General features: G+C 33.9%; 13 protein-coding genes. 1 reads left to right on the top strand and 12 read right to left on the bottom strand.

Annotated features, from left to right (window positions below; genetic code table 11):
* Nucleotides 1-100: 100 nt before the first annotated feature.
* Together F0000_RS02900 and purH are read right to left on the bottom strand one after the other, a co-directional pair.
* Entirely contained in the window at nt 101-1129 is a 1029-nt protein-coding gene (locus F0000_RS02900; protein WP_149623204.1) for a rod shape-determining protein, read from the bottom strand.
* 43 nt (nt 1130-1172) lie between these two features.
* Nucleotides 1173-2705 (bottom strand): bifunctional phosphoribosylaminoimidazolecarboxamide formyltransferase/IMP cyclohydrolase, encoded by a 1533-nt coding sequence (purH, locus tag F0000_RS02905; RefSeq protein WP_149623205.1) that lies wholly within the window; start codon nt 2703-2705, stop codon nt 1173-1175.
* A 138-nt stretch (nt 2706-2843) separates the two neighbouring features.
* Here purH and F0000_RS02910 point away from each other — a divergent pair, with 138 nt between their 5' ends.
* Complete coding sequence (locus F0000_RS02910; protein ID WP_149623206.1) at nt 2844-4097, top strand: ABC transporter permease; 1254 nt, start codon at nt 2844-2846, stop codon at nt 4095-4097.
* 445 nt (nt 4098-4542) lie between these two features.
* Here F0000_RS02910 and F0000_RS02915 read toward each other — a convergent pair whose 3' ends face one another.
* The 10 genes from F0000_RS02915 to F0000_RS02960 all read right to left on the bottom strand — a co-directional run bounded on the left by F0000_RS02915 (nt 4543) and on the right by F0000_RS02960 (nt 17517).
* A complete protein-coding gene (locus F0000_RS02915; protein WP_188112007.1) occupies nt 4543-6495 on the bottom strand; it encodes a T9SS type A sorting domain-containing protein in 1953 nt (650 codons plus the stop codon).
* A 108-nt stretch (nt 6496-6603) separates the two neighbouring features.
* Nucleotides 6604-7194, bottom strand: coding sequence for a phage tail protein (locus tag F0000_RS02920; RefSeq protein WP_149623208.1), 591 nt, complete (start codon nt 7192-7194; stop codon nt 6604-6606).
* Between the two features lie 42 nt (nt 7195-7236).
* Entirely contained in the window at nt 7237-7827 is a 591-nt protein-coding gene (locus F0000_RS02925) for a phage tail protein (RefSeq protein WP_149623209.1), read from the bottom strand.
* 59 nt (nt 7828-7886) lie between these two features.
* Nucleotides 7887-8846 carry a methionyl-tRNA formyltransferase gene (locus tag F0000_RS02930; protein ID WP_149623210.1) on the bottom strand — a complete coding sequence of 320 codons (960 nt, stop codon included), beginning with the start codon at nt 8844-8846 and terminating at the stop codon, nt 7887-7889.
* A 146-nt stretch (nt 8847-8992) separates the two neighbouring features.
* Nucleotides 8993-9577, bottom strand: a complete 585-nt coding sequence (locus tag F0000_RS02935) for a hypothetical protein (RefSeq protein ID WP_149623211.1) — start codon at nt 9575-9577, stop codon at nt 8993-8995.
* Nucleotides 9578-9894: 317 nt separating this feature from the next.
* Nucleotides 9895-10332 carry a retropepsin-like aspartic protease gene (locus tag F0000_RS02940; protein ID WP_149623212.1) on the bottom strand — a complete coding sequence of 146 codons (438 nt, stop codon included), beginning with the start codon at nt 10330-10332 and terminating at the stop codon, nt 9895-9897.
* Nucleotides 10329-12932, bottom strand: coding sequence for a CHAT domain-containing protein (locus F0000_RS02945; RefSeq protein ID WP_188112008.1), 2604 nt, complete (start codon nt 12930-12932; stop codon nt 10329-10331). Before F0000_RS02945 ends, F0000_RS02940 begins: the two co-directional genes overlap by 4 nt.
* On the bottom strand, nt 12913-14895 hold the full coding sequence (locus F0000_RS02950; RefSeq protein WP_149623214.1) for a PKD domain-containing protein: 1983 nt from the start codon (nt 14893-14895) through the stop codon (nt 12913-12915). Before F0000_RS02950 ends, F0000_RS02945 begins: the two co-directional genes overlap by 20 nt.
* 117 nt (nt 14896-15012) lie before the next feature.
* Nucleotides 15013-16236, bottom strand: coding sequence for a serine hydrolase (locus tag F0000_RS02955; RefSeq protein WP_149623215.1), 1224 nt, complete (start codon nt 16234-16236; stop codon nt 15013-15015).
* Nucleotides 16237-16476: 240 nt separating this feature from the next.
* The gene (locus tag F0000_RS02960) at nt 16477-17517 is read right to left on the bottom strand and encodes a hypothetical protein (RefSeq protein ID WP_149623216.1); all 1041 of its coding nucleotides are present in this window, start codon (nt 17515-17517) and stop codon (nt 16477-16479) included.
* Nucleotides 17518-17556 lie beyond the last annotated feature (39 nt).

The raw sequence follows: 17556 nt of genomic DNA on the forward strand, positions 1-17556 counted from the left end.
TTTAATAACCTTCAAGGTATAATTAAAAACAATCAAAAGCACAATAACGTAAAAAACATTTTCTAGGTATATTAAACGAATGTTTTTTTCTGAAAAACAACTATTTAATTAACACGCTTTTGTATCGATTAATATTTTTTAGGGTAATTCCTGTTCCTCTTACTACAGCTCTTAGGGGATCTTCTGCAATATAAACAGGTAAATCTGTTTTCTGAGATAAGCGTTTGTCTAATCCCCGTAACATAGATCCTCCTCCGGCTAAGTATATTCCTGTATTATAGATATCTGCTGCCAATTCTGGCGGAGTCTGTGATAATGTTTCCATCACGGCATCTTCAATTCGCAAGATCGATTTATCTAGGGCTTTGGCAATTTCTCTATAAGAAATCTGAACTTGTTTAGGTTTTCCTGTTAAAAGATCTCGCCCCTGTACATTCATTTCTTCTGGTGGTATCTCCAGGTCCTCTGTAGCAGCACCTATTTGTATTTTTATCTTTTCTGCCGTACGCTCACCTACATATAAGTTATGTTGAGTACGCATATAATAAATGATATCATTGGTAAATACATCTCCGGCAATTTTTACTGATTTATCACAAACGATTCCCCCCAGTGCAATCACTGCAATTTCTGTAGTACCTCCGCCAATATCTACAATCATATTTCCTTTGGGTTGCATAATATCTACCCCGATACCTATGGCTGCTGCCATAGGTTCATGGATAAGATAAACTTCTTTTCCATTTACTCGTTCTGCACTTTCTTTAACCGCACGCATCTCTACTTCTGTAATCCCTGAGGGAATGCAGATCACCATACGCAGTGCTGGAGTAAAGACTTTTTTCTTTAATGCCGGAATGTCTTTGATAAACATACTTATCATTTTTTCACTAGCATCAAAATCGGCAATTACGCCATCTTTAAGAGGTCGAATAGTTTTAATGTTTTCGTGTGTCTTTCCCTGCATCATTGCTGCCTCTTTACCTGCGGCAATTATTTTTCCAGACATAATATCCCTGGCAACTATTGATGGGCTGTCAACAACCACTTTGTCATTATGTATAATTAAGGTATTTGCAGTACCTAAGTCTATTGCAATCTCTTCAGTAAAGAAGTCAAAAAATCCCATATAAAACAATAAAAAGGGTTAGAATTAAGTAAATGTACTAAAATTAATGTTTAAAATGACGAGTTCCTGTCATTACCATTGCAATTCCGTTTTCATCACAATAATCTATACTTAATTGATCCTTTATAGAGCCTCCTGGTTGTATGACAGCTTGGATTCCGGCTTTGTCTGCTAGTTCTACACAATCAGGGAACGGGAAGAATGCATCACTAGCCATCACAGCTCCCTTAAGATCAAAATTAAAAGATGCTGCTTTCTCAATAGCATGTGTTAATGCATCAACTCTGGAAGTTTGCCCGGTACCACTGGCTAATAACTGCTTTTCTTTGGTGAATACAATGGTATTAGACTTTGTATGTTTACATATTTTAGATGCAAATAATAAATCGGCAACCTGATCAGTTGTTGGAGTTACTTTGGTAACAGTTTTTAGATCATCAGAAGCATCTGTTTTTAGATCCTTATCCTGAACTAGTACTCCATTAAGACAAGAACGAACTTGTGTCTCAGGTAAAGTAATATCTTTTTGTACTAAAATGATTCTGTTTTTTTTGCCTTTTAATATTTCTAATGCCTCATCAGTATAAGAAGGAGCAATGACAACTTCACAGAATAATGTATGGATTTCTTTTGCTGTATCAATGTCAATCTCAGAATTACTAACTAATACACCTCCAAATGCCGAAACAGGATCGCCTGCTAATGCATCAATATATGCCTGATGGATCGTCGAACGTTGTGCTAAACCACAAGCATTGTTATGTTTTAAAATAGCAAAAGTGGGAGCTTCTCCCTTAAATTCATTCATTAGATTTACTGCAGCATCAACATCAAGAAGATTATTATAGGATAATTCTTTACCGTGTAACTTATCGAACATAGCCTCAAAATCCCCAAAGAAAAACCCTTTTTGATGCGGATTTTCTCCATATCGCAAAGCATTGCCATTGGTTTCACTAATTTTGAGAGATGCAATAGCGTGATCATTATTAAAGTAATTAAAAATAGCACTATCATAATGTGAAGAAACATTAAATGCTTTTGCAGCAAAACGTTTACGATCAGCTAATGAAATACTGCCTTTTCCATCAGAAATAATATCTAAAAATCCTGAATAATCATCTACAGAAGCCACGCAGGTAACATCGGCAAAGTTTTTTGCGGCAGCTCTAATTAATGAGATTCCGCCAATATCTATTTTTTCGATGATGTCTTGTTCTGAGGCTCCAGAAGCCACAGTTTTCTCAAAAGGATATAAATCTACAATTACAATATCGATTTGTGGAATTTCATATTGTGTTAACTCCGCTACATCACTATCATTATTTTGACGATTTAGGATTCCTCCAAATACTTTGGGATGTAATGTCTTTACTCTTCCTCCCAAAATGGACGGGTATGAAGTAACATCTTCTACAGGGATTACTGTAACTCCTTGATCTTTAATGAATTTCTCTGTACCTCCGGTGGAATAAATGGTAATACCTAGTTCATCTAATTTTTTTACGATAGGTGCTAATCCGTCTTTACTAAACACAGAAATTAAAGCAGATTTAGCGGTTTTTGTATTGCTCATGAGAATTTTTAGTTAACAAAACGCAAAAATAGCGATTTAGTTAGCAATTAGACAACTCATTACTTGTAATTGTTTAGATATTTTGTAACAAAATAATTAAGAAAACGTCCTATCTTTATATTGTACAAAAATCAACTCATGTTAATTTATCTAAGAGTACTGAAAGAGAGTTTTAATTTTGCAATTAATGCGCTCAAAAATAATAAGCTAAGAACTTTTCTTTCCCTGCTGGGAGTTACCATTGGTATTTTTTCAATAATTGGAGTGCTGGCAGCTGTAGATTCTTTAGAAAAAGAAATAAAAGGTAGTATTAGTTCCTTGGATAATAGTACAATTTATTTGATGCGATTTTCTTTTGGACCTTCAGAAATTCCTCAATGGAAACGAGAACAATTTCCAGACGTAACTTTTGAAGAATATCAGTACCTTAATAGAACAATGCCTGATATGAAAGCAGCAAGTTTTGTTCTTAATGTAACTCCGGAAACTATAAAATATGAAGATCAAAGTGTTAGTAACGTAGAAATAGTACCTGTTACATATGATTATTATGATATTGAAGAATTGCAAGTAGTCAAAGGAAGGTTTTATAACGAGCAGGAATCAGTGGCTGGATCGCCAGTGATTGTTGTTGGGGATGAAATAGCGAATAGTTTGTTTGGGGAAATTGATCCAATAGGAAAGAAAGTACGCCTCTACGGAAGGAAATTCACTGTGATTGGAGTCTTGAAAAAGGAGGGAAGCGGGCTTTTTGGGAACTCAAAAGATACCGCAGCAATGATACCAGTTAATATTGTAAGAAAAATATACGGAGATAATAATAAGTTTGCTTTCCCTGCAATCATTATTAAGCCAGTATCAGGAAGTGATGTTCCGGAATTTGTAGCAACACTCACCCAGAAGGTAAGAACATATAGAGGATTAAAACCAGATGAGATTGATAATTTTTTTGTAAATCAATTACAAGGATTTACTGATTTTATAGATAATATTACTGGTACAATGTCCAAAATTGGAGGATTTATAGGTATGTTTTCTCTGTTGGTAGGTGGTTTTGGTATTGCAAATATCATGTTTGTAAGTGTAACAGAGCGAACAAATCTTATCGGAATTCAAAAGGCATTGGGGGCCAAAAGAAAATTTATCTTACTACAGTTTTTATTTGAAGCAGTGATATTAGCTGTTTTTGGTGGATTAATAGGTTTGGTCTTGGTTTGGTTAATCTCAAAGGGAGCTTCTACTATGACAGGCGATTTTGAGTTTATACTCTCTGCATCCAATATGTTTTGGGGAATGTTTTGGTCAACATTAATAGGTCTGATTGCAGGTATTTTTCCTGCCTGGATGGCATCAAAACTAGATCCTGTAGAAGCTATAAGAACAGGGATGTAAGTTATAGTTAAGGGGTCTTTTATGAGATAAATTTCAATAATAAATAAATATTCATCACTAAAGCAATTAATATAATAACCAGTACAGCTACAGGAATTAATTTCATCATGGTATTTCTTTTTTTATTTGGGGGCATTATATCTATAATCGTGGTATATAAAGATACAGTGAATAGAAGATGAACAAAATAGGTAGAAATACTCATTTTTTGTTCGTAGATGATTTTATCCCAGTAAATTCAAAGGGGAAGAGATATAGTTTTTATAGAGACAAAAAAAAATTATATCCTGAGATTTCTCTTTATTTTGAAACAAAAAAGAGTAAATTTTAATGTGTCAATTTAAATCGGAAAAGGTATAAGAATTGATGAAAAGCTATGGATACATAAAAGACCGAGATAACTGGCAGTTACCTCGGTCTTTTTATTTTGGATTGATTGTTTTATTTACTGTTTGATCAACCTTTTAGTAGTGGTTGATCCAGTGTCAGATTGAATCGTTATTAAATATAATCCAGAAGGTATTGACGAAATGTCAATAGTATTCGAATTACGATTAGTACTCAACGTTTCAGAAATAAGTAATTTACCCTGAATGTCAAATATTTCTGCATTAAATACACGTAAGCTTTGCTTCGCAGAAATAGTAATGATATTATTTGAAGGAATAGGATATATGTCTACTCCGTTACCGAATAGTTCATCTTCTATGCCCAGTACATTATCAAAATCAATGCTAAACTCTGTAGCTGCTGTATTTCCATTTCCTAGTGCATCATTAGCAACATCAGCATTGATATTTACTGTAATAGTAATGGGGCCAGCAGAAGAAGGTGTTATGTCTACGGTATAATTACTTCCTGTTCCAGAAAAGTTTCCTGGTGTTCCATTTGCAATTACTAAATCTCCTATTACAAAATCACTTACGTTTTCAGAAAAAGTAATAGTCACCGGGATTGGGTTTGCTCCTGTAGGCGAATTTTCTGAAGAATCAATAATAACAGTAGCACCTGTATTGTCAACTACAAATGTATTATCATTAGTACCTGTAGGTGTTGTTGCAAGTGAGTTTCCAGCATCATCGATAATGTCTTGAGAACCGCTAAAGCTTAAAGTTACTGTTGCATCTAACTCTGCCAGATCTCCACCAGAAGCAGTTACCCTATAAGTATTTCCCGTTGGGTTCGTTACTGAGGCAATGGTTGCTGTAGTTCCTGTTAGAGCAAAATCTGCAGGAGTTACATTGCTAACATCATCATCAAAGGTTACATCCCATACCAGTACATCAGCATTAGTAGGGCTTGTCATTGGGCTTTGGCGAACAATACTTGTCACTCCGGGGCCCATGTTATCTACCAAAAAGTTTTCAGGAAATGGGTCTATTGGTGTTGTATTTGTTAATTCATTTCCTGCAGTATCTTCGATGTTTTGGTTATTCACAATACCAAGTGAAACTGTTCCATTAAAACCTGCCAGATCTCCTCCAGAAATTGTTACTCCCCATACGTTACTTCCCAGATCTGCCACATTGGTAATAGTGGCGGTCGTTGTACTACCAATCGAAAAATCTGCAGCATCTACATTTACAACCTCTTCTGTAAATTCTACTGCAAATATAAGTGCATCTGCATTAGTAGGAGATGTCATTGGTGTTTGTCTGTTGATGGACTGTATCTGTGGGTCAGTGGTATCAGCAGGTCCAAGATAGCTACAGCCTGGAGCCTGATAATTTTCGCTATTGACTCCATTAATAAAGTTGCTAGCAGTAGCAAGCGATGTTCGTAATGCTGCTACTGGTGTTAGCGGAGCACCACTATTGCAATCGAATTGAAAATTATCATCTCCTCCAAAGGTAGTTGCAAAATCTTCTGCGGTGACTCCATCTGCCAAACCCGTAGGGATTCCTGATGTAGTGGTAGTGGTAGCATCTGGAATCCAGCCCGTATTTCCCATATTTACCGCCCAAATAAAGTTGGTAACTTCAGTTCCGTTATTAGGAACTCCTGTCCCTGTATAAGCAATAATTACATCACCAGTACTTGAAGGACTATATGTCCCTATTTCAGTTGCGGTGCCTATTGTTGCAGATGGTGCAGTTTTTGGTGTCGTTATTTGAATTTCGGTACCAGCAGTAGCCATCCCAGTATATGTCCAAATAATAGTCCCTTCAGAAGTATTGCCCCAGTTTGAACCATTTTCATTCCATCCGTTTTCAGTGAAATAAACAGTAGTAGTGCCTGATATATCTGTTAGGAGTACAAAACTAAATTCATCATTACTATCAGTATTACAAGATGTAATTGCCAGGTCACCAACAACAAGATCCGTTGCATTAATTTGTAGTGCTCCCATAAAAAGCAATACTATTAAAAATAAGAATTTAAAGTCAAAATGTTTCATAAAGTATTTTTTAATTAGACTCACTATTTTAAGAGTTTTTTTAGGTATCATCAAAGATTGCATAAAGATATTAAAATCTTTGATGATACTTAAAAGAATAATAGTGATTTAGTTTCTGGAAGGAAAAACTCCTTGCATGCATATTATGTAATATGTTCCAAGCCAGGGCTGCATATTATTTGTGGGTTGACTTCCTCCATTGAGGTTGACATTGACATTCCCCGATACAGGAGCGTTAAATGGTTTTAGTGTAGCATCTGCAGATTGATTACTATAGGTTTTTACTTCAGAACCATTTGTATCTTCAGAAGTTGCCAGAGAAGCGTTTGATGGATCCGGAATATCGGCAGCATCTGCCAATACAGGTATGGATACAGTGGCAACTGTACCAGGACTGATAGTTGCGATGTGATTATGAGCCGGCATTTGTAAAGTAGTTAATGTATTTGTTTCAGTTCCGCTTCGGGCTCCTTGTTTACGTGTTGATAAACCGGGGCCGGTTCCTGGTCCAATAGGTACGCGTCCTCTAAGATCTGGTAATGCAAACGAGGTTCTTCCATCACCTCCATAAGTTGTTCCTAGTAAAGAAAATAAAGCTTGATTTGAGTTTATTGATAATAATTGTCCTTCGCAAAACGCCCAGTTTCTTGGTGCAAAATTTCCTCCGAAAATTCGAATTTCTGCCATTGTTCCTTCCATAATTGTATATTTTATAAATTATTAAATGATTGGTCTGATTTTCTAACTTCTAGATGGGAAAACACCTTGTAAACAAATTATATAGTATGTCCCCAGCCAGGGCTGCATATTATTTATAGGCTGACTTCCTCCATTGAGGTTGATATTGACATTTCCCGATACAGGAGCGGTAAATGGTTTTAAGGTAGCATCTGCCGTTTGGTTGCTATAGGTTTTTACTTCAGAACCATTTGTGTCCTCAGAAGTTGCCAGAGAAGCATTTGATGGATCTGGAATATCGGCAGCATCTGCCAGTACAGGAACGGATACATTGGCAACTGCACCAGGACTGATAGTTGCAAGGTGATTATGAGAGGGCATTTGTAAAACAGTTAGTGTATTGGTTTCGAGTCCGCTGCGTTGTCCAAGTTTGCGAGTCGATAAACCTGGTCCAGTTCCAGGTCCTACTGGCACACGCCCTCTTAGGTCAGGTAGTGCAAACGAGGTTCTCCCATCTCCCCCATAAGTAGTTCCTAAAATTGAAAATAATGCTGTGTTTTGTGAGATCGCCAATAATTGCCCTTCGCAAAATGCCCATGTTCTTGGCGCAAAATTACCGCCAAACATACGAACTTCTCCTATTGTTCCTTCCATAGTTGTAACATTAAAGATTAATAATTGTTATTGATTTAATAGTAATTTGTTTCTTTTTTTTAAGAAACAGTGTTGTAATTGCTTGTTAAACTTGTTGTGAAACAATGTCCTTGCCGTACTCCCAAATGAATATATTTGGTTCCTGTTAATACTCCAGCGTCAGAACTAATGACATTGATCTTTAATAATTTTCCATATTTACAACACACAAACAGCCCTTCTTGTAGGTGTGCATGTACAATTTCTCCAGATGTCTTACCTAATAAAGGTTTTGTGTCTACAGGTGAAACTTCTACTATTTTTATAGGTGCTCCCTGATAGTAGGTAATTGCTCCTCCAAATTTAGGATTGCAAGCATTGACCAAACTCTCAATCTCATCAGAGGTTTGTGTTTCCCATTGTATTGTCAATGCTTTCTCATCGGGTCTGTTGTGATATGTTATATTGTTATTGGATTGTGGTTTTAAGTTGCTGGAATCTTGTATTAATGTTATTGCTTTTTGTGTTAACTGTCCTAATAGGTAACTCATTTTTGAGTTTAACATACCTAAGGTTTCTCCAGGGATGATAGGAACAGGTTGCTCAATTAATATTTTGCCAGTATCCCAATCTTCATCTATTTGATGTATGGTAATAGCCGTTTGTTTTTTTCTTTCTTTGATAGACCAAAATACAGGAACAGCTCCTCTGTTTTCGGGTAATTTTCCGAAATGAATATTTAAAAAACCAAATGTTGGGATGTGTAAGATTTCCTTTGGGATTTTAATAGAGAAACCGCATACGAGTACTAAATCAGGGCGTTTGTTAATTAACCATGTTTTAAACTCGTTTTTGATATTTCGCTTGTTTATAACAAAGGTGTCAAAACCTTCTTTTTTGATGGATGTGATCCAAAAATTATCCTGTGGTTTTGTAATTTCAGATTCCTGAAAGCAAACAGAATCAAGCTGCTTTTCTTTTGAAACAGTATTGTATACAGAAAGGCAAATTGGAAAGCTTCCGATAAGTATTACTCTCATGAATTTGTAATTTTAAAATAAGACAAGTTATCAGATGAAGTTTGACTAATCTATATCAAACGATTTTGCAAATACCCCAGTTATCAAATTTAGGAAGAGTATAGGAGTAAGTCAATACGTAAAACTACGTGAATTTCAGTCGAATACTAACTTATTATGGCGATCTGCCTTTTTGTAGATCCTTTTAAAGTTATAGTATTGCCTATTGCATTTTTATAGGTGAATGTATTTTCTTTTCCATAGGATTCTTTAATGATTCTATTAGGAGTAATAAAAGTAAGTGCATCCAGATGTAATCCTTGACTCTTAGAGCTTTTAATAAAATTCTCAATCAAAGAATTAAATGCTAATGCTGTTTGCTCTTTCAGGATATAATAGTTATAAATTCCATTGTGTTTTATGAGCATCGCTAGTTCTTTAGAATAAAAACCTATTAAAGGTTTTTTGATTAATGGGATAATAAAGCAACTGTTACTTAATTTTACAACTTCAGAATTATTGTAAGTATATCCCTTATCGTCAAGTAGGTTTACTAATTCCACATGTGTTTTTGCAAGGTTTTTAGACAAGAATGCTACAGGAAGATGATGGATTTGTCCTGAGATCTTAGTGAACCCTTTTCCAATAGAAAAAATGGAAATAGTATTGTCATTACTAATAATTGATGATGGAAATATGGATGTAGTTCCTAATCCAATAGTTCCAGAGAATAAAAATTTTCTTCGATTCATAAAATGATAGAGTATAATTATATAACAGGCGTGTCTTTTAAAATATTAACACTATTAAGGTTGTTTTTTGTTAAAAATAGTTAATTTTTTTAACAATAAATAATTATGAGCATTGTTTTTTATGAATAATGAATTGTATAAGGGTTTGAATTTCAATATAATTCTTGTGTTGATGTAGGGTAGATAGCTGGTTTTTACTCGATGATCGAGATTTAAATGCTAATCTAAAGATGGGCTTGCCCCCGAGGTAGTTTGCTTTTGTTTTCTGAGAAATTTTATTTGGTAATCAAAAAATGTGTATTGAAGGAGGTGCTGTTTTATTTTAGGTAAAGGCATTTTCGCTCATAATCAATAACTGCCTTTCCTTTTTTTAGGATATCTGCTCCTATGATACCATCTACAGGTTCTGCCTCATGTGCAACCAATGCAGTATTTACGTGTGTAAGGTCGAATAATACTAATGAGATATTTTTTTTGGTCCACTTATCCAATTGTAGTATGTTTTTTTTAGAAAGTTGGGTGAACATATCGGTTGCTCCTGCTCCTGCTGCTTTAACATCACTGTCCTGAGCAAAAAGAGAGAATTTTTCTACAGCATCAAATCCTACACAGGAATTAGAAGCCCCGGTATCTACAATAAAGGTTCCTTTTATACCATTAAGTGCAGCTTTTACTTCAAAATGATTGGTCTTGGTATATGTAAGTGTAATACGGTGGTATTTTTTTTTGGTGAGTAGCTGTCGTAATGTAGTCATTTTCTTTTTTGTCTGATCACGAACAAAAATAGTACAATTAATAAGAAACTGCCTATAATAATACTCCAGATTGATTTGGGCTCTACAGAAGGGGTATATGCTCCATAATATACAAATGCAGCCCAATAATAGGGAGATTTTTGGATATTAGAAATGTTGGGGGAATTAAGATACTCTAATTTAGCAGTATGTAATCCATATGTTTTTGAATTAGAAGAATAAAGGTTTTTATAAAAATATTGCATTAGCAGAGAGGTAGTTTTGTCATTTACTTTCCATAATGAGAACAATACGTTTTGTACACCTGCATATTGAAAACCTCTTGCGATGCTTAATGGCCCTTCTCCTTTTGCTAATGCACCTATGCCAGTTTCACAGGCACTTAATACTATTAAATCTGCTTTTAATTGCAAACCATATAATTGATTGACCAGAATATCTTGATCTCTAAATTTTATAGAGGCAGGTCTCAAAAAACTACCTGCTTCAGCATGTGTAGAAAGATGCAAAATATGGTGTTTTTCTACTTCATTCATAAAATGGGCATAGGTTGCTTCTTTTTTTTCTAAGAATACTCCATTAAATTTTTCCTGTATTGAGTGCTTTTCTTCTAAAGAAAAAGGGAGTTCCAGAGTGGAATCTTCAAAAACAGGAAATACACCTAATACTTTTGAGTTATTGTTATTAATGTTTTTTGATCTTATATATTTACTTGCAGAAATTTCATAACTGACGATACTCGATTTTAACAAAAAAGCCATATTTTGGAAATTTAGAGAGCTATTTTTTTTAATCAACAATGTTTCAAAAGGAATAAAATTAAGAAGTCCGTCTGGAATAATTAGGAGATTCTTAGTGGTAGGAATTTTTAAAGCATTGAATGTGTCAAAACTACTTTTCGAAAAACCAGTTATATCATTAATGATAATAGATGCTTTCTCAAAATAACCAATATAATTCAGAATTACATTTCTAAAATTCTCAATATCATGTATCATATTAATTTCTATTGAATCAGAGGTGATATGAAATTGATAGACAGTTTCTTTTCCGAAAAAATATTCAATTAATGTAAGATCATCTTGTTTTAGTTTTTTTTGTAATTTTTTAATTGTGATGTTTTCTTGTTTCAAAAGAAAACTGGGATACATACGCTTAAGTTTTTTAATCGTTTCTTTGAGTTCAATGGATTTGTTGCTATATAAAGAAGTCCATTTTTGAATTTGTGTAATATTGGCTTGATCTCCTTTTTGTTTTTCTTTTAGGATATAAGTATCATATATAGCTAGTTCATTATGAAATTGATTTGTTTTTATTACTAATGAATCATTTTTATATTGTGATAGCAGCTGTTTTGAGACCAAGGCTTCGTTGACAAAAGGAGCTTTTGAATTTTCTGAGGCTATAAAAGCTTTTATGATATACTTTTTCTTTTTTGTGGTCTTATACATCGAATACAAAAGATCTATATAAGCTTCAGTACGATCTCTGTTTTGACTGTGTTGAATAATCTTAGTATTCTGTAAAGGGTATGCTATGTTTAATTTTGAGTTGACCTCAAAAGCGATTTCATAGATATCTATAGCTAAAATTGGCTTGCCTAACTGTTGATAAATATATGCTTGAACATCCAGGGTTTTAAGTAATATTTTATCTGCAATAAGAGCTTCTTTTTCAGGAAAACCTCTTTTGGATGAGTATCTAGGAAGAAGAGAAGTGTAAATTTCTTTTATGTTACCCAATGCTTCTGTGTATGTTGATTTAGAAAGTAGAATGTCAATGTAGGCTAATTGTAATTTTGCAAGATCTCTTGCTGATGCGTCTGGGTTTTTAAGTAATTGAGATTTAGCTTTCAGAATATAGTTTTCCCCTTGTTGGATATCATTGTTTTCTAGTGCTATTGCTGCTAAAATTTGATACGCATTTACTTGGGTAGTATCTATTGAGATCACCTGTAGCGCATAATCTTTTGCTTTTTTGATTTCTCCGGTATCTAAATAATTTGTTGCTAGATTAGTTAGTATATTGACGTTTTTCAATGCAATGGATTCTCCTTTTTTAAGGATCTCAATTGCTTTTTGATACTTACTTTGATTGTGATACGTAATGGATAGATTGGTGATAGCAGAAATGACTTTGGAAGTGTTTTGTGATTGCTCTGAAAGATATAGGTAACTGGTGATGGTGTTTTCTGCCTTCTGGAGATCACCTATTTTAATGTATAGATTACCAAGAGGTTGGAGACAGTTTTCAATAATGTCATACTCCTTGAACGTATTTTTATTAAATACTTTCCAAGCTTTTTCATAATACATGATTGCAGTAGGAATGTTACCAAATTGATTGTGATAATACCCCATATTGGTGTTAACAATACCCCAAGCTAAAATTTCTTCTTTGGTTAGAAGTCGATTTTCTTCAGAAGCTATTAATTTTCCTAGTCGATGTAATTTTTCTTTGGTTGGATCTTTTAAAAAATAATCTAATTGATCATATAGAAATTTTGAAGCTTTTCTTTTTTGCTGCGCACAAAGTGATGGGTTTCCTTGATATATATAAAAGAAAACTAAAAATACTATTTTAAAATTTCCAAATCCCATAGAATTGAATTTGAGAATTTGGACGATTAAAATTATAAACATATCTAAAACCTAGACTTGGTCCAATTCTAACTACGCCAATGTTCGTGCCAATAAAAATTCCAGTTTGCAGGTTTGTAAAACTATCATCTATTTCTCGAGAAACAAAAGAGTCTAAGTCTGGATTTCGTCTTTCTACACCATTTTGATCGATTAAGAAACCCTCACCAATGATCTCCTGATCATTTGTACTGCTTAGGTCTATTCTAAGTTGAACTCCTAGCCCCATGGCAAAATAGTTATTAAAATTATGCCGGTATGAGGCGGGTACGGCAATTATAGAAATATTGTTAAACTGGTTTGTTTCTGAAAATCGTATAACGTCATTTGTTCCGGTTGGATTAATAGTTCTGGTTTCAGAATTTATGAGTTCATCAAAAGAAGCAGCAGAAAATAATAATTCTGCCTGATAGTATCCTCGGTACGATTTAAAAGGTGATAAGGTTGCTCCAACAAAGTATTCTTTTTGATTTTCTAATTCTGGAACTGTAATATACCCTGCTTTTGCGCCAATAGAAATCCCTGGTAAAAATCGAGTAGTAGCATAATTGGTAATAATAGGTTCATTTTTGTCAAAATAAATAGCAGTCTTGCTTTGGGTCTTTTTTTTATGAAATTTTTCACCGAATTTCATAGAATATTTTACAAAACCTTTAGTAGAATCTATTGCCGAAACATTTTTTTGCTCACTTCCGGGAAGATAAATTTTATGAAACTGAAAGATGATTTTATCCTTTTGTAGTATCGTATCCAGACAACTATAATTTATTTCTCTTTCCTTTGGACAGATTGGACATTCTGGATACATGGTATCGATTCTCAATGTAGATTTATCAAACATTTCTGGAGTATCTACTTCTAACTTAATCGTATTGGCTGGGCCTTCTCCATTATTTTGAAAACGAACTTTGAATTTTAATCGTTTGAATCTGACCAAACGATAATTCATTAACCAGCCATTAGAAGACATTTTATTAGGATCATGAGAAGTTACAATTTCCATTTCAGTGTCTTTTACTGTATGATCATCAAAATTAGTATCAGGAACATAAACACTTCTTAAGGTAACAATAGCACTGGTGTCTTTAATCATTTCGGGAGTCGTTTTTAGTGTCCTGAATATATTGCGTTCCTCACCTGGTTGCATGTTTTCAAACTCAATGATCTGATAGCTTCGGTATAGTGCTTTAGATTTTTCCAGTGTTAATGGAAAGTTTTTTCGTTTTGTGGTGTCTTGTACAAAAAGCTTTTTGTACTGTAAAAATGAGGTATTGTTAGATGCTAATAAGGTATGATCATCGTTCTTTGGTAATACTTGAGAAATAGCAGTTAGCGTAACAATGCGTTCACCATGATGTAATCGCGTATCTTCAATAATGAAGTTGTCATTTTTAAATTGCAGATCATTATAAAATAGATATAGCTTTCCGTTAGAAACATAATTATGATTATTCTTATAACTAGTGATAAATACCATTTCTTGATCAGGAATAGGTTCTCGGTTTCTTTTTAGAAGCAAATCTGTACCTTCTGTAAAAAGAGAATTGTCTTCTATAGAGGTTTCATCATTTACATTGCTAATAGTTACAGATTTTGGCCTACTTGCAGGTGGTTTTCCATTGTCATAGTTGTTTGTAGCCCAAAGTTTTGTGTCAAATGTTCCATTCTTTTTGTAGTTGTGTTGCGGTTTTTCTTTAAAACTGTAATTGCCATCTCCAAATTCCCAATAATAGGTATAAAAAGCTTTGGGAGCTCCGGCAATTTGATTGAGAGGAGGCATTTCTGCTTTATAGATTACTTGATTGCCTTGGATTTCATATGATATAGGTGCTATTCTTGGGGTGGTGTCATTAGTGAGTATTTGTCCGAAACATACTAATTGAAACAATATAATACTCGTAAATAAAGTAAAGAACCTCTTCATGATTCGTTGTTAGTAGTTACTAAAGATAAGTAAAAGTTCATAGAATTCCGGAAGGTAAATGCTTCCGGAATCTCTTCTTTTATGTATAGATGATTTGTGATCAATAAATAGACGAGGTTATTCCCATGCATCATTATAGGCATTATAAATCATTTGGCGTAGGCTTGTAGTATTGTTTAAAGTAACATCCTGGCTATTCATTACAATTACACAATCAATGCCATTTACGGGAAACATAACTATCTGATTGCGTACTCCTTGAGAAACGGCGGAGTCGTTACTAGAACCTATAGATCCACCTTTTCCATAATAATTTCCATGGATCTCGTCATTAGGGTCGGCAATATCCATTCCTAAACGATGTTCTTTCATAAGATTTCTTTGATCTTCTGTGACTAAAATTTCGCTATGCTCAAAAAAGGCATTTACTTTTGCCATTTCGATGACCGACATAAAATAACCTCCACCACCAGATTTGTTATTCCAACTAGTATAGAATGATCCGTTAGTGTTTGTGTTGATATCATTTTTGTTATAATAAAGCGTAGCATTGCTTTGGTCTTCTGGAACACAGCCAACCAGAGGTAATGCCAAACTATCAAAAATATTTTCCTGCATATATAACAAATACATGAATTGCGTATTTGCATCGTTCTCCAGATCAATGATATTTGTATTGTCTACAGCACTCCATAAAGATGGAATAAGAATTCTAAATAATGCAAAGTTTACATTAAGATAGTTACGACTTTGTGAATTAATTACTCCTGTTTCGATACAATCTCTTAATCCTCGATATCCTAATGTGGTGTCAAAATTATTGTTAGTGCTTTGTAGTCCAGACTCGTGTTTTAATAGGTCTTTAAAGCTAAGATCGGATATTCCAGGTCCTTTTGTCCATGATGCTGGTAGCCAATCTTCAATTTTGTCTTCTATAGTAAGACTATTAGCTTCCAGTAATTGTATAGCAGCAATGGCAGTATAAAATTTGGTGATACTTGCTACATTTATTTCTTTGTTTAGTGTAAAGTTAACTGCACCATCAATTGCCGTTCTAGCTTGTCCGTATGCATTAGATCTGGATAAATTTCCATTAACATTTATGGTATATGCCCACCCAATAGGGGTGTCATTGCCTGCATTTACAGATGATATAATATTTTGTTCAAAAAGATCCATGTTAAAAACTGGAGCGTTCGTTTGTAGCTGATCAATATCATCTGTATTCTCACAACTTATGAATACGAGTATAGGTAAGATTAAAAATAAAAAGATATTTGTTTTTTGGATTACATCCCTACTTTTATTTGGTATTGTAACGGTTACATTGTTTGTAGTCATGATTTATGTGTTTTTTAGTTTATACTATCATATCAATAGCATTGTCTTTTTGTTACCTCTATTTGTGATTTTTTTTAAGAATTTTTTTTTAGCTAAAATGGTTGAACCTGGATTTTTTCATGTATAATCCGAGGTGAACTTTGATTAAATAAAAATTCCGGAAGTTTCACCTCCGGAATTTATGCTGAAATCTGCTGTACCCCCCATTACTTAATTAGCATATTCCAGTGTGAGATTTATTTACGGAAGATCATTAATTAATGCAATCAATTCAGCCTCTGTTCCAGTAGTTGTAGTACCAATTACTTCTAAGTGATCTTCACCTATGGTTACACCTTGAATAGCATATACGTATTGACCATCTTGTACGGATACAAAAATAAAATGTACTTCTAATCCAATTGGTATTAAGCCATAATGTTCAGAGAATAAACCAGTTTCTGGATTGTAAATGTCTAATAATGCTAATGCTGTAGGTTCTCCATCATAAGAGATGTATACATTACTATTAGTATTGTCAAAACCTTCTGGGACATCTACATATACAATTGTTTTAGGGGCATTATAATTATACCAACGATCTAAATTTGTCCATCCAAAATTACTAAGAAAACCTCCATATCCAGTAAGAATCTGTCCGTTAGGGCCTTCTCTTTCTCTTTGTTCTAAGACTCCTTGTTCGTCTTCTTCCCATACAATATCACATTGCATTTCATCTCCATCACAATCATTGTTTTGACCATTAAAAATTACCATATCTTCATCAAATTCATCTACAGGAACAAAAATTTGAAAACCATTAGCAAGTTCTAATTGTTGACCGTTTTGAGTAGCATTTATAAAAAATTCTCCAGCAGACACTAGTGTTTCTACATCTCCATTAGGACGTTTCCCGTTGGTAGGCATTTTAGTCAGTACCATTTTTGACTTGTTGTAAATTTCAATTAATTCAATGGTAACAAGACCAGTAACAGTGTTGCCATTTTGATCTTTAAAGCTATCTGGAGAAAAGGTAAGTATGGTTCCTTCTGCGCCATACATTTCTCCAGTGCCTCCTGCATTTAGCATAAAAATCTGTAACGCTTCTTCACGGTTTTCGATAATCTCAGCTTCAAATTCTAATCCATCTAGGATTTGCTTAACAATAATATCGTTATCATCATTTTTACTACAACTTGTTAGGAAAAAAATAGTTAACCCTAAAAGTAAAAAGCTTATCCTGTTCTGTTTTACATTCTTACTACTATTCAGTAATGTAAGTGTTTTGCTATTTGTTCTCATAGTATTCAATTTTAAGTGTCCGTTATAGACTTTCTAAAT

Source organism: Aquimarina sp. RZ0, assembly GCF_008370685.1.
Classification (GTDB): Bacteria; Bacteroidota; Bacteroidia; order Flavobacteriales; family Flavobacteriaceae; genus Aquimarina.